The following is a 22,351-nucleotide window of genomic DNA, read 5'->3' as shown; positions in this document are numbered from 1 at the left end:
AAGAAAGTGATGAGGATTAAAATGCAACAGAAAAAAATTGATATTTGGGTCGGCTTTTTCGTTTTGCTCGGCATAGTTGGATTGGTCGCCTTGGCGTTGGTCGTTGGTGGACGTGGTGGCCTCAGTACAAAAAGTGGTTATCCAGTAATGGTTAATTTTCAAAATATTGGTACTTTAAAAGAGCGTGCTCCCGTCAAAATGTCGGGTGTCGTGATTGGGCGTGTCGGCGGCATTGAACTAAAAAATTTGGGTGGCGAATATAAAGCGCAAGTCACCTTAATTATTGATGATGGCTTAAAAATCCCGCAAGACAGCGGTGCGTCCATCAATACGGCGGGCTTGCTAGGTGCTCAATTTATCAGTTTGACGCAAGGGGCGGACATTGAACACCCCGTTGCTGCAGGCGGCACTTTGGACAACAGCCAATCGGCAATGGTCTTAGAAGATTTGATTACCCAGTTTGGCATCAACAAAGCCGAGTCCTCTGCAAAGTCGGAAAGTTCGGATTCTGCAGAACAAAGCAAATGAGCTTACAATGACGCACCTAACTTTAAGAGAATGTCATGCATAGCATATTAAAAAAAATATTTATTGGACTGAGCCTCGCTTTGCTGGTCACGACAACCTATGCACAACAAAGTGTGGTCACGCCAGTCGAAGATGATGTTGTCCTCACCAAGGATACGCTTGAGGGCTTTAACCGTGGTTCGTACAAATTCAATGATGGTTGGGATCAAGTCTTATTTCGACCCGTGATAAATGGTTATACAAAAGTGGTGCCATCAGGCCCCCGTCGCTGTATTCATGGTTTTTTCGAAAATTTAAAAGTGCCTTATACCGCGGTGAACAACCTTTTGCAAGGTAAGCTCAAAGCCGCTGGGCAGGATATTTGTCGATTCGTTGTGAACACCACGGTGGGTGTTGGAGGCTGCATCGATGTGGCAAGTAAATGGAATATTCCAAAGCATGAAGAAGATTTTGGTCAAACGCTTGGCGTTTGGGGCGTGCCATCAGGTCCTTTTATTAACTTGCCACTGTTAGGTCCTTCAACGGTACGTGATGCCAGCGCAAAATTTGTTGATTTTTTTGCAGGGCCTATTGGTTATATCCGCTCGGTAAAACTGAGTAATTCACTGACAGGTTTTCAAGTTCTTGATACACGCGCATCATTGCAGCAGGCGCTGGATTTGGTTGATGATACAGCGATAGACCGCTACACTTTCTTGCGAGATGCTTGGTTGCAGCAACGCGAAGCTCAAGTGCGTGATGAAGATTATGCGCCTGATGATGTGCCGTTGTCAGCAACTGCATCAAATTCAGCTGAGATGCCTGAGGTCGTGGCTGAGCAGAGGCTAAACGTTGCAGAAGCAGTTGCACCCGCACCTGCTAATGATGCTTTAGCGCAAGCAGAATTAATGGCGCAAAAAATAAATGCGCCTGATGCAGAAAAAATGAAGTAAGCGTCAACCTGAGTCCGCAGGCGTGCATTATGACGATTCCTGTTATATTGGTTAACTTTTAAGAGAAGAGAATAGCGATGTTGAAGTTTTTAAAAAAAATGATGTTAGGCTTGAGCCTATTGACTGTGGTCGGTGCTGCACATGCAGAAACAGCGGATCAGTTTATTAAAACCATGTCCGATCAGGTGTTAGCGGCCATACGTTCAAACCCAGGCTTAAAAAATGGCAGCCCATCCGCCATTAGCACATATGTCGATGGCAACATCATGCCACATGTGAATTTTCGCAGCATGGTCTCTCGTGTTGTTGGTCCTGCTTGGAATAAAGCCAGTGCGGCTGAACAAAATGAATTGATGGTGGAATCGCGTCGTTACTTGGTGCGCACCTATGCGGGTGGTTTCAAAGGCGCTTCTATCAATAGCATTGACGTTTATCCTGCCAATGGCAATGAAGTGCGCACACGCATCAACACGTCAAGTGGCGCAAAAATGGTGACATATCGTCTTGAAAATAATGGCGGCTGGAAAGTCAATGATTTAAGCGTTGCGGGTGTATGGTTGGTACAAAGCTATGCGGGTCAATTTCGCCCCATCGTTGCTAAAGGCGGCGTACCTGCTTTGATTAGCTATTTGAAGTCTAAATAACACATTCATCCACTTAGAGATGTCGATTAATAAACCCCCGCCGAAAGGTGGGGGTTTTTACATGCCCCACGTCATAGAGTGGGAGGGATTTTCTTAATACGTTTGTGTTGTTTATCCCACGACCAAACCTGTGAAAATAGCATCCATTTTGAGCTGTTTTGCGATGATTTGAGCGGCCGAAAGCACTTCATCTGTTGAGGCTTGCTGGGAACCGAGCATCAGCATCGCTTGCGATTGTGCTGTTTCTGGAGCGACTTTTTGCGTGATGTGAATCGAGTGTGTCAGTGCATCTAAGCGCAAACCTTGGTCTTTCAACAGCCCTGTGGCAGCGATAAACCAACTCATGGCATAAAAATTGTTTTGATTCAGTTGCAATGGCGAGGTGATGTTGTCCGATTGGGGCAGCTGATTAAAAGGTGAGTGGACGATGTCATCGGTTAAGTATTTATCGAATTTTTTGGCAACTATTCGACGAGGTTGAGCCAAAGTAATGTAGCCCTTAAAGGCTTGCGGATAGATGCTCAACCAGCGCACCTGTCTGCGCAGCTCATGTAAGTCATTTTCGATGCTTTTAAACGATTGTGTTAATGCGAGAGTGATGTCGGCGATTTTTTGTTCGTACAAGTGACGCAAAGCGAGTACTAACTCCTCATCCGATAGCCAGTTAATCGACTTCGTCTTTTTGCCTTTGCGAATTTTTTTGATTCGCCGTGCGGATTCGCCTATCCAGCCTTCCTTTTGTAAGGCGCCATTTAAGGCGAGCAAAGCCATTTGACGCTCTTGTGTTAAGTGCTCAACCACATCAGCAGGGATGGTTGGGTTGGCGCTGAACTCTTTGACAAAAGCATCAAAATAATCAATCTGTCCGAGTGCATCTTCAAGAGTTTTGAATCGTTCAGTGAGTTTGTTAAATCGTTTGGAGTCGTGAAACTGAGCCAGTGCTCGGCACATGCCTTCTAAATAAAATAGAACGGTGCGGGCGTTGTTTTGATAGAGCCAAAGCGCAGGGTCATCTTGCAAGTGAGCTTGAGTGAGCAGGTTGTCCAAGGCTGACAAATGGTCGTTAAATAAGGCTTTCGTATTTTTCATTGAACCTCTCCGATTATTTGTTAGAAGGACGCGTGCCGATAATAACCGTCACGTCTAAAATTTGCCCGTTGCGCAACAGTTTTATTTGTGCCTTCGCACCGGGTTTAAGGTGAGCCACCTCGTTTAGCATGTCAGCGGTGTCTTTAATGGGGGTGTCGTTGATGCTGAATAAAATATCACCCACGGTGATGCCTGCTTTTCCCGCTGGGCCATCCGCACGAACGCTGGCAATAATAACTCCTTCTTGGCTTGATAGATTAAACGCTTTCGCCATTTCAGGGGTGACATTTTGGGACGAGATGCCAATAAACCCTCGAGTGACCGTACCCGTGGCAATTAATTCATCGGCAATTTGCTTCATGACGCTGACAGGGATGGCGAATCCGATGCCAGCATTTGCTTCGCTGCTGGTATTGCCCGTGACAATGGCGGTATTGATGCCGACCAAGTTCCCGTTCGAGTCAACCAAAGCACCGCCTGAATTGCCTGGGTTGATTGCCGCATCGGTTTGGATGAAGTTTTCAAAGGTGTTAATGCCCAATTGACTGCGATGCAAGGCCGATACAATGCCCATTGTAACGCTCTGCCCAACGCCAAAAGGGTTGCCAATAGCGAGTACAACATCACCAACCTGAAGTTGGTCGTCATGCCCTAATGTGATGCTGGGTAGCTTGTCGAGATTGATTTTAAGTACAGCGACATCGGTGTCGGCATCTGAGCCAATTACGGTCGCGTTGGCGCGTCGTCCGTCGCTCAGAGCCACTTCAATTTGATCGGCATTTTCAATGACGTGATGATTGGTGACCACAAAGCCTTGTTTATCAATGATGACGCCAGAACCCAAACTGTTTTCGGGCGTTTGAGGTTGACCTTGGTTAAACAATTGATTTAAAGCGGGGTCGTTATACGGATTTTTAGTTACACTGCGCGAAGTAAAAATTTTCACCACAGAAGGCAATGCGCTTGAGACAGCGGCGTGATAGGATAGACCCGATAAATTTCGAGGGGCTTCGCGCGGTGCCAGCGTTTCTCCCGATTTAAGCACAGGGTTGGGGGATTTGTAGCCACTGAACCACCGTGTGACCGACTCAGGGAACCATTGTGGTTTAAGAGTAAGTACCACAAAAGACATGAGTAGCAATATCGTAACAATTTGCGTTAACACCAACCAGAAGCGTTTTAACATATGGAATGTACTATTTTATTGAAAGCATTATTGAGTGAAATGGATGCCGTTTTAGATGTGGCATCATTTAAAGACTATTGCCCGAACGGTTTGCAGATTCAGGGACGTCCAAGTATAACTAAAATAGCGACAGCTGTCACAGCAAGCCGCGCAGTAATTGAGCAAGCGGCCGAATGGGGGGCGGATGCGTTGCTGGTTCACCACGGTTATTTTTGGAAAGGCGAGGACGCGCCCATCGTGGGCATGAAACATGGTCGCATAGCGGCCTTGATTAAGAACGACATGAGCTTAATCGCCTACCACTTGCCACTAGATGCGCATCCGACTTTAGGAAATAACGCCCAGCTTGGAATGAAGTTGGGCTTGACTGCAACAGGCGTTTTATCAGATGAACCCTTGGTTTGGCATGGCGCATCAGATTGTGTCACGCTTGGCGAGTTGGCGGCACGAGTCGAGCAACGTCTTGGTCGTGCGCCACAACTCATCGGAGATTCAAGCGCGTTGGTGGGTAAAATCGCGTGGTGTACGGGCGCGGCACAAGATTACATCGGTTCTGCGGCCGCGGCAGGGGCGCAAACTTTTATTTCAGGCGAAATTTCTGAACGCACGTTCCATGAGGCGACCGAACTGGGCGTGAACTATCTGGCTTGCGGGCATCATGCTACGGAGCGTTACGGTGTTCAAGCTTTGGGCGAATACTTGGTGCAGCGATTCGGTTTAATGCATCGCTTTTTTGATGAATATAATCCCGTGTGACCCATCATGACCATTCTGTCTACTTCTCTATCCGCGCAAGCGTTGCTCGAGCGAGCCAATGAGTTGCAAAAGCAGGGGCGACATACTGAAGCGGTGCAATATTTTGATGCCGCGATAGAAAAAGCCCCTGAGTATTTTAAAGTCATCAGCGAGCGGCGTTTTTCATCGGCATGGGCTGGTTTTAAACATGCGCAAGACCAAAGTGAATGGCAGCACTACGAGCATTTGCAGCGACTCACGGTCATGGGTGTGGCGCAAGACGTATGGTTTGTCGGCGAAGCGACTTTGGCCGCGCCAGCCTTGAGCAACCTTGCCCTGCTTTATTTCACACAAAAGCATGCTGAATACATTCAACAATCGCTTCAAGACCAAATACTGACTGCATTTAAGCATGTCCCACCATCATCGAGCAAAAAAATTAAATTGGGTTTTGTCGGGGCGGATTTTTTTGCCCAAGCAACGGCGTATTTGCTGACGGGCGCGGTGGCCAAAATAGACCGCACACAATTTGAAGTGTGCGCCTATGATTTTGGCGATACACCCTCGCAAAATGATGGTTATCGGCGGCGAGTCGAAAATGCTTATGATGCCATTATTCCGATTCAAGAGCTGACGGATGAGCAGGCCGCGCAACGTATGTATGAAGATGGCATTGACATCTTATTGAGCATTAAAAATCCAGCGAGCGCACGATTAGGTATCTTTGCAAGACGACCTGCGCCCATTCAAATTCATTACCTATATTTTCCCGGGACATCGGGCATGCCTTTTTTTGATTACATCATTGGCGATGCCATTGTTACGCCGCCCGAGCTTGATTACGCGTATGCAGAAAAAGTCTTGCGCATTGAAGGTTGTTACCAGCCCAATGATGAGCTGCGAGGCCTACCAGAACAATTGCCGCGCTCGCACTGGGGTTTACCTGAAGACGCTTTTGTGCTGGCAAACATGAGCCAAAATTACAAGATTACACCGCAAATATTCGATGTGTGGTGCCATCTTTTGCGGTTAGATGCATCACGGGTGTTGTGGTTGCTGTCTGACAATGAAGAGGTTTGTCATAATCTGAGAGTCGAAGCCTCGCGGCGAGGAATTCATCCCAGCCGTTTATATTTTTCACCACCTTTAGGCATTGGTGCTCATTTTGCCCGCTTACGTTGTGCGGATGTGATTGTGGACACCCATCCTTATAACGGTCACACCTTGACCAGTGATGCTTTGTGGGCGGGTACGCCCGTGGTGACATGGGCGGGTACTACATTTGCCTCGCGAGTTGCCGCCAGTTTGCTACATGCCGTGGGTTTAGATGAGTGTGTGACGTGGCATGAAGACGAGTATTTCAAAAAAATTGATGAGCTGGCTCGAAATGTTTCCAAATTAAAAGCCATGCGCCAACATTTGGACAATAACCGATATCAGTTCGATGTGTTCAATGCGCAGTCATACGCGCATCGATTTGGAGCCTTGATGAAACGGGTCATTCATGAACATTGGAGCGGCACACATAGAGACGACGGTGTAAGAAACCTCTAACCAAAGTTCATTTTTTGTTTATTAAGAAATTTAAACGAACGTTCGTTGACATATACCCAGTCTAAGGATATGCTCAACTATCTCTGCTTAACATTGTTATAGGAAAATTACATGAAATCACGTGCTGCGGTGGCTTTTGGTCCAGGTCAACCATTACAAATTGTTGAGATTGATGTTGAACCGCCACGAGCGGGTGAGGTCTTAGTAAAAATCACGCACACGGGCGTGTGCCACACAGACGCCTACACCCTGAGTGGCGACGACCCAGAAGGTGTTTTCCCTGCTGTTTTGGGTCACGAAGGTGGCGGTATCGTGGTTCAAGTGGGTGAGGGTGTAACCTCGGTGCAGCCTGGAGACCACGTCATCCCTTTGTACACAGCGGAGTGCAAAACCTGCAATTTTTGCTTGTCAGGTAAAACCAATTTGTGTCAAAAAATTCGTGCCACACAAGGCAAAGGCTTGATGCCCGATGGCACCACACGTTTTTCATATCAAGGCCAACCGATTTATCATTACATGGGTACGAGCACATTCAGTGAATACACCGTTGTGGCTGAAATTTCATTGGCTAAAATTAACCCAGAAGCACCATTGGAAAAGGTTTGTTTGCTCGGGTGTGGTGTGACGACGGGCATCGGTGCGGTACACAATACCGCCAAGGTCAAAGAAGGCGACACTGTCGCGGTGTTTGGCTTAGGCGGCATTGGGCTGGCGGTGCTGCAAGGTGCGAAACAAGCGAAAGCAGGGCGCATCATTGCGATTGATACCAACCCATCTAAATTTGATTTGGCGCGCAGCATGGGGGCGACCGATTGCATCAACCCGAAAGATGAAGACAAACCCATCCAAGACGTGATTGTTGAGCTGACCGATGGCGGTGTTGATTTTAGTTTTGAGTGCATCGGCAACGTCAATGTCATGCGCGCCGCCCTTGAGTGTTGTCACAAAGGCTGGGGCGAAAGTGTGATTATTGGCGTCGCGGGCGCGGGACAGGAAATTTCAACACGACCATTCCAGCTGGTGACGGGGCGTGTGTGGCGCGGCAGCGCGTTTGGTGGGGTCAAAGGGCGCACACAATTGCCGAGCATGGTAGAAGACGCGATGCGTGGCGACATTCAGTTGGATCCGTTTATCACCCATACCATGCCGCTCGAGCGCATCAATGAGGCCTTTGATTTAATGCACACGGGTCAATCCATTCGCACTGTCGTACACTTTTAAGAGTACGCACACAGTTTTTTCTTAAAACGACAGAAGGATAAAAGGTAAATACGATGCAACAGCTTGAACGAAAAAAATGCTTCAACGGTCGTCAAGACGTGTGGCAACATGCTTCAGAAGTGTTGAATTGCACCATGCGGTTTGGCGTTTTCATCCCCGAACGGGCGCAACATGAGCGTTGTCCCGTTTTGTTTTGGCTTTCAGGCCTAACCTGTAACGAACAAAACTTTATGCTGAAAGCAGGGGCGCAGCGTTATGCGGATGAGCATGGTTTGATTCTTGTAATGCCCGATACAAGCCCGCGTGGAGATGGGGTTGCAGATGATGCCGCATATAATTTGGGTCAAGGTGCAGGGTTTTATGTGAACGCGACACAATCCCCATGGCGGACGCATTTTAATATGTACGAGTACATCGTACATGAGCTGCCCGCCTTGATTCATTCGCACTTTCCGACCAACGGACGACAATCCATCAGTGGGCATTCGATGGGGGGGCATGGTGCTTTGATATGTGCGTTGAAACACCCCGAGCGGTATTTTAGCGTCTCGGCTTTTGCACCGATTGTTGCGCCGACACAAGTGCCGTGGGGGCAAAAAGCATTTCAAGCGTATTTGGGTGACGATACGAGTGCTTGGCGTGAATGGGACGCGTGTGAGTTGGTGAAAATTAAGGGCTTTCCTCGCGCCATTTTAATTGACCAAGGAACGGCTGATGAATTTTTGGATTCACAACTCAAACCGTCTTTATTTGTGACGGCATGTCAAGCTGCGGGCGTTGCTTTGAACCTGCGTTTGCAGCCTGAATATGATCACAGTTATTACTTTATCAGCACGTTTATTGGCGAGCACATGGCATTCCATGCCCATGCCCTTCGCCAAATGAACTAAGCCACCGCTTCTATCGTTCGCTCTTCTTGCTGCGCCGCCCACATGGCGGCGTAGCTGCCATTTTGTGCCAACAGTTGCGCATGCGTACCGCGCTCAATGATGCGCCCAGCTTCCATCACTAAAATTTGGTCCGCGTGAATGATGGTAGACAGGCGATGCGCCACAATCAAAGTGGTGCGGTTGCGTGCCGCATCGTCAAAAGCAGACTGAATTGCCTTTTCGGCATGAGAGTCCAAGGCGGATGTGGCTTCATCAAAGATTAAAATCGGCGTGTTTTTTAACAAAGTGCGCGCGATTGCAACGCGTTGTTTCTCGCCGCCAGAAATTTTCAATCCACGTTCACCCACCGCAGTGTCTAAGCCTTCGGGTAAGCGGCTTAAAAAATCATCCAAGTGCGCCGCACTCGCAGCCGCACGCACTTCGGTCGCATTGGCATCGGGGCGACCGTATTGAATGTTGTAGCCCAGCGAGTCGTTGAACAGCACCGTGTCCTGCGGCACAATGCCGATGGCGCGACGCAGGCTGGTTTGAGTGACTTTAGCAATCGACTGACCGTCAATTAAAACGTCGCCCGCGTCGATGTCATAGAAGCGAAACAGCAGGCGCGAGAGCGTCGATTTGCCCGCGCCGCTTTTGCCGACGATGGCCGTGGTGGTGTTCGGTTCAACGACAAAACTCACGTCGTGTAAGATTTGGCGGTTGGGGTTGTAACTGAAATGAACGTGTTTAAATTCAATTCGGCCGTGAGCAACGTGTAATTCGTTCGCATCAGGTGCGTCCAATACGTCAGGCGCGCTGTGCAGCAAGTTAAACATTTTATCCACGTCCACCAGCGATTGTTTCAACTCGCGGTACATCACGCCAAGGAAGTTTAACGGCACATAAAGCTGCAACATCAACGTATTGACCAGCACCAAGTCGCCTAAAGTGAGCTTGCCTGCGACCACGCCGCGTGTGGTGTACCAAAGAATCGCAATCAACGCGATAGAAATAATCATCTGTTGACCGAAGTTCAATAGCGACAGTGAGTTTTGTGACTGAATCGCTGCGCTGCGGAATTGTTTTAAACCTTGGTCGTAACGTTGCGCTTCAAAGGCTTCGTTGTTGAAATATTTAACCGTTTCAAAATTGAGCAAAGAGTCGATGGCTTTTTGATTGGCATTAGAATCCATTTCGTTCATGCGCTTGCGGTACTGCGTCCGCCACTCGGTGATGCCCACGGTGAACGCGATGTAGCACACCAAGGCCAAGGCGGTGATGCTGACGAAAATCACATCATATTTGGCCCACAGGAAACCGAGCACCATGCACATCTCGATTAAAGTCGGCACAATGGTCATAAAAGAGAAACCAATCAAGGTGCGCACGCCTCGCGTACCGCGTTCAATGTCTCGGGTCAGTCCCCCTGTTTGGCGACTCAGGTGGAACTTTAAAGATAAATTGTGCAGCGTGTTAAATACTTGCAAAGACACGGTACGCGCAGCATTTTCCGAGACGCGAAAAAACACCATTTCGCGCAATTCATTAAATAAGGTCATCGAGATGCGCAATCCACCATACGCCACCAATAGCGCAATAGGCACAATTAAGGCGGTTTGCAGGTTTGGATTGGGCGTCATGCCATCAATGATTTTTTTCAAAGTGACGGGAATGCCAAGGTTCGCCAATTTGGCCAACGTCAAGGCGGCAAAGGCTATCATGACGCGGTATTTGCTACGCCAAATGTATGGCCAAAGGCTTTTAATGGTTTGCCAGTCCGAGCGGTTTTGAGAATTGGGAGTCATTCGTGTGAGTATGTTCTGTCTGATAAAGGTCGCTATTTTACCAGTCTATTGCTTGGCACGAGTAAAAGCTAAAAACACGTTTTTATTGAGCTGCTTACCAAAAAGGTGCAGTCATACCCATATTGCGAATGGGGTGTAGAATAACGGCACTGAACGAAGAAATAAAATTATTAATATGGATATAGAAACAACATGGATTGTTCCTATATCAAACACATTTCATGGGGCATCACATTGAAAAGCAACACTCTCGAGCAACGTCTAAATCTTTTGCTGAAAGCAGAAAACAGTCACCTATTTGCTGAAGGACTGCGCGGCATTGAGCGCGAAACCTTGCGTGTTAATCCAGATGGGCATTTAAATACAACGCCACATCCAAAAGTGCTGGGTTCAACCTTAAACCATGCGCAAATCACCACGGATTATTCAGAATCCCTGCTTGAATTCATCACCCCCGCTGAACCGAATGCGCAATTGGCATTAGAAAAATTAAGTGCCATTCACCGCTTTGTATACGCAAACTTAGGCGAGCAAATGCTATGGAGCCAATCCATGCCTTGCGAATTGCCAAGCGAAGCCGAAATTCCAATTGCATGGTACGGCACATCACACATTGGCATGCTCAAGCACGTCTATCGTCGCGGCTTGGCGCTGCGTTACGGTAAAAGCATGCAGTGCATTGCGGGCATTCATTACAACTTTTCATTGCCCGAAGGCTTGTGGCGTTTACTGAAAACGGAACAAGGCGAAACCAAGCAAAGCGACAAAGACTTTCAATCAGAAGGCTACGTGGCCTTGATTCGCAACTTCTTGCGTTATAGCTGGTTGCTCATGTACTTGTTTGGCGCATCGCCCGCCTTGTCAAAAAATTTCTTGCGCGGCAAGGCGCACCAGCTCGAGCAACTGTCCGACGACACCTTGTACTTACCCTACGCCACCAGCTTGCGCATGAGTGACTTGGGTTACCAAAATAACGCCCAAGACGGACTCGTACCGCCTTACAATACCCTCATGGAATACATGCGCAGCTTATCCAAAGCCGTGCGCATCCCGCATCCGCCATATGAAGCTTTGGGCACAAAGCGCGATGGCGAATGGGTGCAAATCAACACCAATATTCTGCAAATTGAAAATGAGTTTTACGCCACCATCCGCCCCAAACGCGTGATTCGTTCAGGCGAGCGACCTGTCGAAGCCCTTTGTGACCGAGGCGTGCAATACATCGAAGTGCGCTGTATGGACATAGACCCCTTTGAACCCATTGGCTTAAGCCTACAAACCACTCGCTTTCTTGATGCGTTTTTGTGGTTTTGCGCCCTCAACGACAGCCCGCTCACCGATGTGGAAGAAGGGCATATCAACGTCGACAATTTTGCCCGCACCGTTAAGCAAGGCCGTCAGCCCAACCTCATGCTCAAACACAATGGGCGCGACGTTCGCTTGCAAGACTGGGGCTTAGAGCTCATCGAGCACATCGCCACCATCGCGCAAGCTTTGGACGCGCAACACGGCGGCAATGAATTTATGGAAAGCTTAAACCTGCAAAAAGACAAGCTGCTCAATCCAGAGCACACACCGTCGGCACGCGTGCTACGTGGCATCCGTGAGCACAACAACTCATTCACGCAATTCACCACCCATCAAAGCCAGTGGATTGCCGAGCAGTTTAGACAACAACCGCTCAGTGCCATTGAACAAGATCAGTTTGAAGACATGGCGCGCACATCGCTCGCCGAGCAAGCCAATATGGAAGCCGCGCAAACAGGAGACTTTGATGCGTTCATCGAAGACTACCGCTCGCGCACCTCACAACAAATTTGTTGTAATGAATAAACAACGACGAGCCTAAAACAAAAAGTCATGAATCTGAATCGCACCAATAAAGCCATTTTGCAGCAATTAAAAGCCAATGGACGCATGAGTTGGCAACAAATAGGCAAAGCCGTCCACTTGACGGGGCAAGCCGTCGCAGCTCGCGTGCAACAGTTGGAAGAGCAAGGGCTTATCAATGGCTACACCATCCGACAAAAGCATGTGGAACGTCATTTCGTCACCATGTTTATGGAGCGTCTAGACTTTGACGGATTTGAAGCCTTTTTAATCGCAGAGCCTCGCATTGAGCAAGCCTATAAAATCACAGGCGAGGGCTGTTATCAATTTGAATTCATCTCGAATGAAAAGGGCGACCTAGATACTTTTTTAAACACACTGCTGCGCTATGGGACATACAAAGTATCCAGCGCGATACGATGTGTAAAGTGAGGTTTGGAAGGGCGAAGCGTAAAAAAGCTCTAGAAAAAGAGTTTTTTTATGCGTATAAGGCTTAAAAGGACTCGGGTGTTTTAATAAGAAATGTCCTGTTTTTACAGGTATCTTGGTTGAGTGCGCAATAAAACCACAAACAACAAGGGCGTGTTAACACTATTTGGACAATCGACTATAAGAGCACGAAGTTAAGATGCAAATGAGACTGAGTGTTAACACGCCCTAATGAATTTTTATGTCATAAGCGACTACTTATTGAGCATTTTGTTCAGCAGGACAAGCTGGAATTGTTTTCAAATCAGCTACAGGTGTTAAGACTCCAAATCCATCGACTCCCATCGTATCATTGTCCACATTAAAACGACAGCGTTCATCCTTATCTAAGACAATATCGCTGACGTAATATTTCCCTTTTTCTGGTTTGAACAAAACTGGATTTGGTTTGCAAAATTTTTGCCAATTGCCAGAAACCCAAGCCATGTATCCAGATACCATTACCAATTCATCTGCTGGAATGTAGTAATCATCATATGGGTAGTAAGGGATCCGAATGCCAGGATAGTTTTTCTTGACTGGCGGAACGCCCAAATCATGGCTTTTACCCAAGACTGAAAAACCACCTGCACTTGCTTCCACTATTTCAGCGTTTTTATCAAGACGAACGCACTGCTTCCCATCTTGTTCGACAACTATCGGTTTTGTTGCTAGGACTCTTGAACCTCCTTCATGATAAAACCTAATTGCAGCGTTATTCTCCATGTTGATATTTTTAAAGCTTTTTGAAGCGCAGCCGTTTAACAAGAGTATTAATAATCCTAATTGAAGAGATCTTGTAGTATTTTTCAAGGGTTTCATTCATATTTCCTTTTATATGTCATGTATCAATGTAGTTGATGCGAGCTAATGTAGGTGAGAACAGGTGAAACATAAGTCACTGGGGAAGCTAAATCACCAAACATGTTTGTTCCATGTCATGGGGTCTTCGGCATACGTCACTTCGTGGCGGCGGTCAACGCCAACATAAACTGTTTGATTAAAAAAGTTCCCGTCTGTACGGATTCGATAACGTTTCATTTCTTCATCTGTTAAAGGCACAAACGGCTCTTGAAACAACTCCTCCCATACCCAAACAAAAAATTGTTTGGTGAGGCGGATTCTTTCTTCTTGGGGTAATGGCGTAAATGAATTTGAATGTCTTAAACCATTTGAGTCTTTTTCTAAAAAAAAACTAGGCTCTATTCCATTTAACCATATATCAAAACCCGGCACACATCCATCTCGAGTCATAAAAAAGTGCAATGAGTGCTTAGCTATTTTCTGCTTATCATTCGCTCTGGGAAACTCAAAAAACGGTTTAACAATCCATTTTTTGATAGCGTATTTCGCTTCCTCTCGGTTTGCCATGTTCAAGGTAGTAAACTCTACCTCATGACTCGAATCCATCAAGTTGCTATCCAACTCACCAAAAAATGAATAAGCTGCACCCCAACTGATGTCAATATATTCATTCATTATGGGCGTCCTCCAGCAAGGGGATTGGGTTTTACAATGCCATATTTGTCGGTAATGTTTGGAAAGGCGGTAACTGCTTTGCCTGTCGCGCTATCAATTTTAACCGTAATAACATTGGTTATTTTGTAATCACCACCTCCTTTTGTAAAACCCTCGCCAATAGGACGTTCAAAAGTGATGGGTATACCTTCGCTTTTATTGTAAGCCGCTGGATTTGCTGAATATCGTGCTTCTGCATCTCGAATTGCAGTAAGCATATCCCCATCGTTGAAAGCACGAGAAGAAACTGCTTTCGGACCAATAGTCCCATCAGGCTGTATCCCACTTGAAGCCCTCTGATACTGTTGCTCCAAAGTTGTTGATGCGCCGTGTCGTGCATCAAAGTGCGCATTTGACACAGGACTATTGTATTCAGTTTTACCCAAATTAAACGAATCATCCGCGTAAGCATTAGCACCCGCATCCGCATACACCCCATTCTCCACCTTAGCCAGGGAGGCTTCAGCCCTAGCCGCAGCAGCCTCAGCATTGGCTATTCGAGCCTCTGTTCCTATTGCTTTAACAGCCGTGCTTACAGCTAGCACATCAGTTAGCAAACCTATTACACTCGCACCCCCACCCGTTGTGCAGTTTCTCAACAAGCCGCAATTCTCGAACTCGGTACCAGTTTGCGCCGTGGCATCAACGCCTACCCCAACCGCCTCGGCTGTATGGCCAGGTGATGTACCTGTCTCATCAATCGCTTTCTGATTGGCCACATTGGCAATCGCTTGATTTACCAATGATGCTTTTTTGATGTTGGAGTTACGAGCTTGTTCTCGTCTAAACTCTTCTGTGCGTTGGGCTGCGTTGTTGACTTTGTTTTGTTCTGCACTCACACAAGCCGATGGATCAGGCGCCCGATTACATACAGGATATTGTAGAAGCTTTTGGTTCAACTCATCGATTGCCTGTCTTTCATGTAAGGCCTTATTATGTTTATATAATCCTGCGAGAGCACCATTGTTTTCATACTCCACCTTAGACGCCAACGTTGCCGCCGCCGCATCCCCACCGACGGCAGTCGTCACCCCCGCCACCAATGTACCGATCAGATTCGAATACGCCTGCTTCTGCTCCGCAGTCATCTTACTCGTATCCGCCGCAATCAAGTTATTCAACGCCACCGTCGCCGCACTGGCCGCCGCTGCAGACGAACAATCCCCGCCTGTCGCCGCAGCCCCAGCACAACCTGCAATTGCATGCAACGCAGCCCGAATCGTCTCACTCGTGCCATTGGCTTGACCATCCGTCATAAACGAATCCGCCATATGCTTAATCTGAGTTGCCCCATACTGCCGCACCACATTAATCGCAGCGTTTTGTATTAAAGCCGAACCACTGCCCGTCACATTACCACTCGCCGCCCCCACAATCGCCGTCAAGATGATGTTGCCATAACCGCCATTACCAAACGCATTATTCTGGCTGATATAACTGCTCGCCACATCCCCCACAGGATTAAGGTGATTCGAGACCGCCTCCGCAATCGTCGCTGGGCGCATGAACGATTCACCATTCGCACCTTTATCGGCAATCATAATCGGATTACCCTGAGCATCCACCGCAGGTTGCTTGCCCTTATCATCCAAATCCTTCGCCATGTGCGACATAAACGTATTGAAGTTCTCACCTAGGGTTTTGACAATCGCAAACCCTGTTTCAATCTTCTCCTTATCCCGCTCATACAAGTTCGTCACGCCTGTTTTCTGTTGCGCATCCGCACTCACATCACGGTTCAAACCCGCCACCGTCTGTTCAGCTGTTTGTCCCGTCGCAGCCTGTTGCGCCGCAGAATCGGTAATCGTCACTGTTCCCGCCGACACCCCCGCACGGGTCGTGCTGGTTTCGGCGTCTTTGGCATTCATCGCCGAAGGCAAACCCGCATTCCAGCCGTTATAACCGCTTTGTTTACCCGTCCTCGAATCCGTGCCGCTGTAGGACGCACTTGCCGACATGCTCTTCGCGTCGTAATCCGACGTATTCACCACATCATGCGTGACCAAGCTGCCCGTGCTCAAACTGTTCTTCGTCGCATCGGCACTGCTGGCGATGACCCCGCCATTCAGTTCCGTTTGACCTTTAACATTCACATCAAACCCATCCACTCCTGCAAACACGCCACTGGTTTGGTTCGCCGATTGTGTATTGGCATGCGTCTTCTCATTCGAGAAACTCGCCGACACCCCAACCGCCCCAGGGCCCAAAGGAATCGACACGCCGATGCTCGCACTGGTTTGCTTCGCATCGTAATGGTTCACATCTTGTAAGGTCGTGACGGTTAAGTCACCGCCCACCGTCCCTTTAACCCCTTTGCCAATGACTTGACCGCCCGTAATGGTCGTGTCATCGCCGCTGTCAAACGTGGTTTGGCTGTTCGCACTGCCGACCGTGCTGCTGGTGTACGTGGTGGAGTCCCCATTGGCATGACCGCGTCCCATGTTCACACCGATGTTCAACGACGTTTGTGCACCGACCGACACCCCAATCGACGCGCCCGAACTCTTGTTGGTCGACTTCATCATGCTGGTGGACTCACCCGCCTTGACGATGATGTCATCATCGGCTTTAAGGTGCGTCCCGCCTTGACCCGCAACGGTAGAGCCTTGAATCAAGATGTCCGAGCCACGTTCAGCGTTGAGCTTAGAATCATCCGTCTTGCCCAAGCCCGTAGCGGTCAGATTGACCTTGCCGCCCGCCGTGACGTTAGAGCCTTGACTGGTTGACTCTTCACCATGCGATTTGGATTCAGACTTCTGCATCCCCAGCGTGATGGAGACGGAACCGAGCGCACCGAGTACTTGACCTGTCGAAGCACCGCTGGCGAGTTTACCCAAGTCCTTGCCGACTTCAGCAATGCCTCTGTAGGCATTATAAGCCGCCAACCCACCCGATACCGCCAGTGCGCCAATTTGTGTGCCGCCTTGGGCTTTGTCGGCTTGGCTGCTGATGGTGTCGGCACTCTTCGCCGCATCGAGTATGGGCGAACTGACCGAGACGCTGACCCCGACCGATTTGAACTTGGTGTAGCTGTCTTCAGTCGCCGTGTTGTGCACATCGGTGATGGCGATGTTCTGCGCCAAGGCGTTGACATCGCCCGTGACCGCATTCACGGTCGAACCTTCGATGCCTATCTTGCCGCTCTTCGCTTGCAGGTTCACGTCACCGTTCAAGCTGGCGATGGTGGCACCCGTGTGCCCGACTTTGTCAACCGTGCGACCTTTTTCGTCGCTCATCTTGCCGTAAGAGACGCCACCGAGAGCACCGAGACCTGATTTGGTTTCTTTACTGTAGTGATACTCCTTGAAGCGGTCTTCGCTCGCGCTGATGTTGATGTTGCCTTGTTCGCTGGCGATGTCCACACCATTGTTACCAAACACCGTCGAGCCTTTGATGTTCACATCGTGCGTGCCGATGATGGTTGTGCTGTCACCGATGACGGAGGTGCCCACCGTTTCATCACTCGACTTGCTGTCGATGGTGTGTTTACTGCTCGACGAGAGGAAGCCTTTGGACTTCTTATACGTTTCTTCATAGCTGCTGTGCGTGGCTCGACCATCTTCTAAAGTGACGGTGTCGCCCATCAATGTGGTGGCACCATCTGCGGCGATGGTGGCGGCGCGGGCTTTAATGGCATTGTCCGCCACCAGCGTGGTGTCGCCCACGCTACTGATTTGAGTGCCGACCTCGGCGGTATCCGCTCGGTCGGAGCGGCGTTTGTTCTTGCTCGTCCAGCTGTAAGTAATGTTCTCTGCGAAGCCTGTATCGACCGTGGTCAGGTTGATGTCCTTAGCGGTGATTTGGGTTGAGCCCGCGCTGCTCACATCGGTGGCTTTGAGGTTGACTTCATGGCCTGCATTCATGGCCACGGCGGCTTGGGTGTAGCCATGTGCTTGCCCTTGGTCGTCGATGTACACTTGCGTGCGGTCGCCATCGAGGCCTTGAATGCGAGCGACTTGATCTATCGCGGTGCGGCTGCTGGCGTAGCCGCGCTGGTACGGGTTGCTCATGTCGCCTGTGTGGCTGCTTTGTGTGGTGGTGACGCTGTTGATGGTGCGTCCCGCATCCAGTGCAATGTTGCCGCCGCGTAAGGTGCCACCGATGTTGTTGATGTCGTTGGTGGCGCGTAGGGTGATGTCGCTGCCCTTGTTGCCACCGATGGTGCCGCCACGGTTGTTGATGTTGTCCGCGCTCAGGTTCATGGTGTTGAACGCGGCGATGGTGCCGCCGCTGTTGTTGACGTCGCCCTTGACGGTGAGGAAGTTGTTTTTAGAGGCGATGAGCGTGCCGTCGCCTTTAAGGTCGAGCGTGTTGACGGCGAGGTAGACTTTAGGCACGAGCACCTTGCGCGTGCTGCCATCAGCGAGGGTGACGGTTTGTTCGACCATCCAGACGATGTCGGTGGTGAGTTTGCTCATTTGCTCGGGCGTGAGTGCAGAACCGACGGTTAAGCCAAACTGTTTGCCAAACGCCACGCCGCCATTCATCAGGGCTTTGTATTGTGCTTCGTTGGAGCTGTAGTCACCAATGAAGCGTTTGCCCGTGGCGGTGATGATTTGGTCGTTGATGAGCTTTTGTTCATAGTAGCCGTCGCCAATGCGCTGCCACTTCTTGTCGGCATCAAACTGGTTGAGCATGTAGTCCGAGGAGAGGAAGCGTTGTTTGTTGGTGAACTGCGGGTCGGTGACGATGAGGTAGTCCAGAGCAGGGTCTGTGGTTTGGCTGAACATGACGTTCGAGGGCAGGATGCCGTTAAATGCCACCGTGCGGATGCCTTTGCCGTCGCTGGTGGGGACGGTGCTGACAGGGCTGCCATCGGCGTTCGCCGTGCCCGCAGCGTTGCCTACTGCGCTGCTTTGTCCTGCGACATTGACCGCACCTGAACCGTTGCTCGTACTGCTGGTCGCGCTGTTGAGCGCTTGCGCGCCTGCGTTGAGCTTGGTCTCGGCGACGGCGAGGTTGACGGTGGTATTTGGTTGCTCCTCATCAATGTGAACGGTATTTATATGACGGAAGTAGTTGGTGGAGTTGGGACGGTATGTCGAAGTGTCCGTGTAGTCGCCGATTTTATGATGGGTTTGTTGTACTTCTGCGCCCACATTGTCAATGCCGTTGACTGAGCCTGTTAAATTGCCACCAATCACAATTTGGCTCTTGTCGTTGGTAATATGCCCTGACAATGTCATGTTGCCTGCGACGATGATTTTAGCGGGTGCGTTGCTGGTGACAACAGGCGTGGTGGTTTGGTTCACGCCTGTAAACATTTGCCAGTCATAGTAAGTGCGAGCCTTGATGTCATGATTAAAGGCGTTGATTTTAGCATTGAGTTCTAAATAGGCAGGCAGATTGTCTTTCATCCAACTGTCATAGATTGGCTTGTCTTGGTTGTATTGGACCAAGTCTGTATGGTATTGAGTGCAAATGGTACTACCCGCCATATTTGGTGAGTCACAGTTGTAGCCTTTGGGCGACACTGGGGCCGTCGGTCTTGTGGGTGCGGGTGTGCTTGACTTCGGTGCGCTCACGCCAAATGCCGCCCAAATGGGGTCGGTGGTTGAGTAGGTGAATGATTCTGAGTATTTGACCGTTTGCGCTGGGTTGTCTTTCCCAGTCGAGTATGTGTAAGTACGTTCTGGTAAATAAGCTTGATGCAGGTATTCATAACTTCGGTTGGCGGGCTTTAGTTGAAAATCTGCATAGCGTTCGAAATTATAAGAGTTGCTTGAGTCTATGCCTAAAGCTTCTAAATCCGCACGGTCATTTAGAGTTAGTCCAGCACCACCAAAAAAACCAGTACCCATTCTTAGCTTGGAATTGTTTAAAATCTCAATTGTTTGTGGATTGGCTTTGTAAAGAGGTTCACCCAATACACCAAAGTTACTAGTGGGGTAAGTTGAAGACGGTGTAACAACATAGTTGAAGGACTCGCCGTCTCGCACGATTAAGACTTGTAGGGGGTCGTCACTGGAAGGTACAACCTCATGAACCCCTGGTGTATCGCGCATGCTATACACCAAGCGTGCTTCATTTAAGCCAAATTCCTGACCGTTAATGTAGTAATAGCTACCATTGGTTGATACGGGCGTACCCGCTTCGGTTTTAAACTGCGTGTTGTTATTGTGAGTCTCGGCGACATTCCATTGCGTCACGTTGCCACCGACTTCAATGGTGGCGGAGTTGTTGTCAATGCGGTCAGCTGTGCCCGTGGTGGCATAGCCTTCTGCCGCAGTGCCCAAGGTGCGGCCGACGCTTAAATCACCTTGGCTTTGAATCAATCCACCGACATTGTTGGTGATTTGTCGTGCGCCGATGTTCATGCCCGCTCGGCTGGCAATCACGGCGTTGGCATTGTTGGTCAGGGTGTCGGTGCCAATTAAGATGCCGCCGTTGCCATTAAAGTCGCCCCCATAAATCTTGCTGTTGTTGATGATTTGCTTGCCTGCACGCAGTTCAGTCAGACCGCCATCAATCGTGCCGTCGTTGGTGAGGGTGTCGACGGCGGTGAGTTGGGTGTGATTGGCAACGATGGTGGCGTTGGTCTCGTTGTGGATGTTTTGTCCTGACACGTCTAGGGTGTCGGCCGCGCTCAGTGTAGCGCCTGTTTGGTTGGTGACGTTACCCGTGGTGTGGATGGTTAAACTGCCACCTGAGCTGAGCGTGCCTTGATTGGTGAAGTCGCCCGTGAGGTTGAGTTCGGTGAGCTGATTGCCTTGAACTGTGCCTTGATGGGTGTAGTTGTCGGTGGCGAGTTTAAGGGTGTCATTCGCTAGCAGTTGCCCATTGTTATTGCTTAAGCGGGTTGCGCTGAGGTTGAGGTTGTTGCCGAGGACTTGACCGCTTTGGTTGTCTAGGCTGCTTAAAGCGGTGCTGATGTTGCCACCGACGATTTGTCCTTTAGCGTTGTTGAGGGCATCGCCTGTGATGCTCAAGGTGTTGGCTTGGATGCCCGTCGCTTTGGTTTGTTTGACGCTGAGGTCTTGTGCGGTGTTGCTGTTGTCTATGCTGTTGATGTTTAACGTGGCGGATTGGGCCGCGTATACCAAGCCCGCTTGATTGTTTAGACTGCTGGCCGCCACGCTGGCGTTGCCCGACACATTGATTTGTCCCGACTGGTTGTCGATGGCGTTGGCGTTGAGGGTGAGGTCTTTGCTGCCGATAAAGCCTGTGGCGTTGTTGAGATGGGTGGTGGCGTTTATCGTCAGCGCGTTCGTGGCGATAAGCCCACCCGTTGCACCTGATTCGGTGTTGGTCAGGGTGTCGGCGGTGATGTTTAAGTCTTTACCTTGAACCAAACCTTCAGCGTCATTGGTGAGCGTGCTGGCGTTGATGGTGTTGCGGCCGTCGGCGATGAGATTGCCGCTGCTGTTGACCAGTGTGTCGGCGGTGACGGTGAGGTCGCCCGTACTGGCGATATTGCCTGTATTGTTGTTCAGCGTCGTACTTTGAACCTTGAGTGTGCCTGCTGAACTGATGTTGCCGAGGTTGTTGTTGACGCTGTTGGCGTTGACCGTTAGATTCTGTGCGGCTTGGATGCTGCCTTTGCTGTTATTGATACTGCCCGCTTGCACCACAGAAGCGTTGCCTGCGATGACGCCGCTTTGGTTGTTGATTGAGTGTGTGGCGTTGATGTTGAGGGTTTTAGAGGCGACGATGCCTGTGGTGTTGGTGTTGCTGTTGACGTTGCTGAGGTTGGCGGTGCTTAAGCTGAGGGTTTGCGCTTGTAATAAGCCTGCGTCATTGAATACATCGGTGGCTTGGATGTTGAGCGCGGCGTCAGAAGCCATCACGCCTGCTTGGTTGTTGATGGTGTGTGCGTTGGCGGTGAGGGTGTCAGTGGCTATCAATGCGCCACTTTGGTTGTTGATGGTGCTGCTGTTGTGTTGTTGCTCGAGTAAAACTGACCATGAGTGCGCGTTGAAATTTGACCAGGCAGTTAAAGGCGCAAATTGGGTTGCACCTGTGGATAAGTTTA

General features: G+C 49.5%; 16 protein-coding genes. 10 read left to right on the top strand and 6 right to left on the bottom strand.

Features of this window, described 5'->3' with window-relative positions; genetic code table 11:
* Positions 1–21: 21 nt before the first annotated feature.
* The 3 genes from mlaD to DFR44_RS07220 all read left to right on the top strand — a co-directional run bounded on the left by mlaD (position 22) and on the right by DFR44_RS07220 (position 2,104).
* Positions 22–528 (top strand): outer membrane lipid asymmetry maintenance protein MlaD, encoded by a 507-nt coding sequence (gene mlaD / locus DFR44_RS07230; protein ID WP_133620549.1) that lies wholly within the window; start codon positions 22–24, stop codon positions 526–528.
* A gap of 35 nt (positions 529–563) precedes the next feature.
* On the top strand, positions 564–1,460 hold the full coding sequence (locus DFR44_RS07225) for an MlaA family lipoprotein (protein WP_133620548.1): 897 nt from the start codon (positions 564–566) through the stop codon (positions 1,458–1,460).
* A 77-nt stretch (positions 1,461–1,537) separates the two neighbouring features.
* The gene (locus DFR44_RS07220) at positions 1,538–2,104 is read left to right on the top strand and encodes an MlaC/ttg2D family ABC transporter substrate-binding protein (RefSeq protein ID WP_133620547.1); all 567 of its coding nucleotides are present in this window, start codon (positions 1,538–1,540) and stop codon (positions 2,102–2,104) included.
* Between the two features lie 111 nt (positions 2,105–2,215).
* Here DFR44_RS07220 and DFR44_RS07215 read toward each other — a convergent pair whose 3' ends face one another.
* Both DFR44_RS07215 and DFR44_RS07210 read right to left on the bottom strand, forming a co-directional pair.
* Complete coding sequence (locus DFR44_RS07215; protein ID WP_133620546.1) at positions 2,216–3,193, bottom strand: hypothetical protein; 978 nt, start codon at positions 3,191–3,193, stop codon at positions 2,216–2,218.
* A 13-nt stretch (positions 3,194–3,206) separates the two neighbouring features.
* The gene (locus DFR44_RS07210) at positions 3,207–4,379 is read right to left on the bottom strand and encodes a S1C family serine protease (protein WP_133620545.1); all 1,173 of its coding nucleotides are present in this window, start codon (positions 4,377–4,379) and stop codon (positions 3,207–3,209) included.
* On the opposite strand from DFR44_RS07210, the gene DFR44_RS07205 reads away from it, so the two are divergent.
* The 4 genes from DFR44_RS07205 (at position 4,380) to fghA (ending at position 8,779) form a co-directional block, all read left to right on the top strand.
* A complete protein-coding gene (locus tag DFR44_RS07205) occupies positions 4,380–5,135 on the top strand; it encodes a Nif3-like dinuclear metal center hexameric protein (protein WP_133620544.1) in 756 nt (251 codons plus the stop codon).
* A gap of 6 nt (positions 5,136–5,141) precedes the next feature.
* A complete protein-coding gene (locus DFR44_RS07200; RefSeq protein WP_133620543.1) occupies positions 5,142–6,668 on the top strand; it encodes an O-linked N-acetylglucosamine transferase, SPINDLY family protein in 1,527 nt (508 codons plus the stop codon).
* A gap of 111 nt (positions 6,669–6,779) precedes the next feature.
* Positions 6,780–7,889 carry an S-(hydroxymethyl)glutathione dehydrogenase/class III alcohol dehydrogenase gene (locus DFR44_RS07195; RefSeq protein ID WP_133620542.1) on the top strand — a complete coding sequence of 370 codons (1,110 nt, stop codon included), beginning with the start codon at positions 6,780–6,782 and terminating at the stop codon, positions 7,887–7,889.
* Between the two features lie 53 nt (positions 7,890–7,942).
* Positions 7,943–8,779: an S-formylglutathione hydrolase gene (gene fghA / locus DFR44_RS07190; RefSeq protein ID WP_133620541.1), complete on the top strand. Its 837-nt coding sequence runs from the start codon at positions 7,943–7,945 to the stop codon at positions 8,777–8,779.
* On the opposite strand, the gene DFR44_RS07185 is transcribed toward fghA, so the two are convergent.
* Complete coding sequence (locus DFR44_RS07185) at positions 8,776–10,563, bottom strand: ABCB family ABC transporter ATP-binding protein/permease (RefSeq protein WP_133620540.1); 1,788 nt, start codon at positions 10,561–10,563, stop codon at positions 8,776–8,778. The two genes, fghA and DFR44_RS07185, sit on opposite strands and share 4 nt — an antisense overlap.
* A gap of 192 nt (positions 10,564–10,755) precedes the next feature.
* Here DFR44_RS07185 and gshA point away from each other — a divergent pair, with 192 nt between their 5' ends.
* Positions 10,756–12,396, top strand: a complete 1,641-nt coding sequence (gene gshA, locus DFR44_RS07180; RefSeq protein WP_133620539.1) for a glutamate--cysteine ligase — start codon at positions 10,756–10,758, stop codon at positions 12,394–12,396.
* Between the two features lie 27 nt (positions 12,397–12,423).
* Positions 12,424–12,825: an Lrp/AsnC family transcriptional regulator gene (locus DFR44_RS07175; RefSeq protein ID WP_133620538.1), complete on the top strand. Its 402-nt coding sequence runs from the start codon at positions 12,424–12,426 to the stop codon at positions 12,823–12,825.
* Between the two features lie 255 nt (positions 12,826–13,080).
* On the opposite strand, the gene DFR44_RS07170 is transcribed toward DFR44_RS07175, so the two are convergent.
* The 3 genes from DFR44_RS07170 to DFR44_RS07160 form a co-directional block, all read right to left on the bottom strand.
* On the bottom strand, positions 13,081–13,683 hold the full coding sequence (locus DFR44_RS07170; protein ID WP_133620537.1) for a hypothetical protein: 603 nt from the start codon (positions 13,681–13,683) through the stop codon (positions 13,081–13,083).
* Positions 13,684–13,776: 93 nt separating this feature from the next.
* Positions 13,777–14,340 carry a hypothetical protein gene (locus DFR44_RS07165; RefSeq protein WP_133620536.1) on the bottom strand — a complete coding sequence of 188 codons (564 nt, stop codon included), beginning with the start codon at positions 14,338–14,340 and terminating at the stop codon, positions 13,777–13,779.
* On the bottom strand, positions 14,340–22,163 hold the full coding sequence (locus DFR44_RS07160; protein WP_211336918.1) for a hemagglutinin repeat-containing protein: 7,824 nt from the start codon (positions 22,161–22,163) through the stop codon (positions 14,340–14,342). Before DFR44_RS07160 ends, DFR44_RS07165 begins: the two co-directional genes overlap by 1 nt.
* Between DFR44_RS07160 and DFR44_RS11570 the strand changes: the two genes are divergently transcribed.
* The coding region (locus tag DFR44_RS11570; protein ID WP_211336917.1) for a hypothetical protein at positions 22,129–22,351 on the top strand (223 nt) is incomplete at its 3' end. The genes DFR44_RS07160 and DFR44_RS11570 overlap by 35 nt on opposite strands.

Source organism: Hydromonas duriensis (assembly GCF_004363775.1).
GTDB lineage: Bacteria > Pseudomonadota > Gammaproteobacteria > Burkholderiales > Burkholderiaceae > Hydromonas > Hydromonas duriensis.
The sequence above is the reverse complement of the archived record's forward strand: the minus strand, read 5'-3'. Positions and strand labels throughout refer to the sequence as shown.

What these genes read in the sequence shown, in the direction of transcription:
- mlaD (WP_133620549.1), top strand. Translation starts at nt 22, where the DNA reads ATGCAACAGAAAAAAATTGATATTTGGGTCGGCTTTTTCGTTTTGCTC.
- DFR44_RS07225 (WP_133620548.1), top strand. Translation starts at nt 564, where the DNA reads ATGCATAGCATATTAAAAAAAATATTTATTGGACTGAGCCTCGCTTTG.
- DFR44_RS07220 (WP_133620547.1), top strand. Translation starts at nt 1,538, where the DNA reads ATGTTGAAGTTTTTAAAAAAAATGATGTTAGGCTTGAGCCTATTGACT.
- DFR44_RS07215 (WP_133620546.1), bottom strand. Translation starts at nt 3,193, where the DNA reads ATGAAAAATACGAAAGCCTTATTTAACGACCATTTGTCAGCCTTGGAC.
- DFR44_RS07210 (WP_133620545.1), bottom strand. Translation starts at nt 4,379, where the DNA reads ATGTTAAAACGCTTCTGGTTGGTGTTAACGCAAATTGTTACGATATTG.
- DFR44_RS07205 (WP_133620544.1), top strand. Translation starts at nt 4,380, where the DNA reads ATGGAATGTACTATTTTATTGAAAGCATTATTGAGTGAAATGGATGCC.
- DFR44_RS07200 (WP_133620543.1), top strand. Translation starts at nt 5,142, where the DNA reads ATGACCATTCTGTCTACTTCTCTATCCGCGCAAGCGTTGCTCGAGCGA.
- DFR44_RS07195 (WP_133620542.1), top strand. Translation starts at nt 6,780, where the DNA reads ATGAAATCACGTGCTGCGGTGGCTTTTGGTCCAGGTCAACCATTACAA.
- fghA (WP_133620541.1), top strand. Translation starts at nt 7,943, where the DNA reads ATGCAACAGCTTGAACGAAAAAAATGCTTCAACGGTCGTCAAGACGTG.
- DFR44_RS07185 (WP_133620540.1), bottom strand. Translation starts at nt 10,563, where the DNA reads ATGACTCCCAATTCTCAAAACCGCTCGGACTGGCAAACCATTAAAAGC.
- gshA (WP_133620539.1), top strand. Translation starts at nt 10,756, where the DNA reads ATGGATTGTTCCTATATCAAACACATTTCATGGGGCATCACATTGAAA.
- DFR44_RS07175 (WP_133620538.1), top strand. Translation starts at nt 12,424, where the DNA reads ATGAATCTGAATCGCACCAATAAAGCCATTTTGCAGCAATTAAAAGCC.
- DFR44_RS07170 (WP_133620537.1), bottom strand. Translation starts at nt 13,683, where the DNA reads ATGAAACCCTTGAAAAATACTACAAGATCTCTTCAATTAGGATTATTA.
- DFR44_RS07165 (WP_133620536.1), bottom strand. Translation starts at nt 14,340, where the DNA reads ATGAATGAATATATTGACATCAGTTGGGGTGCAGCTTATTCATTTTTT.
- DFR44_RS07160 (WP_211336918.1), bottom strand. Translation starts at nt 22,163, where the DNA reads ATGGCTTCTGACGCCGCGCTCAACATCCAAGCCACCGATGTATTCAAT.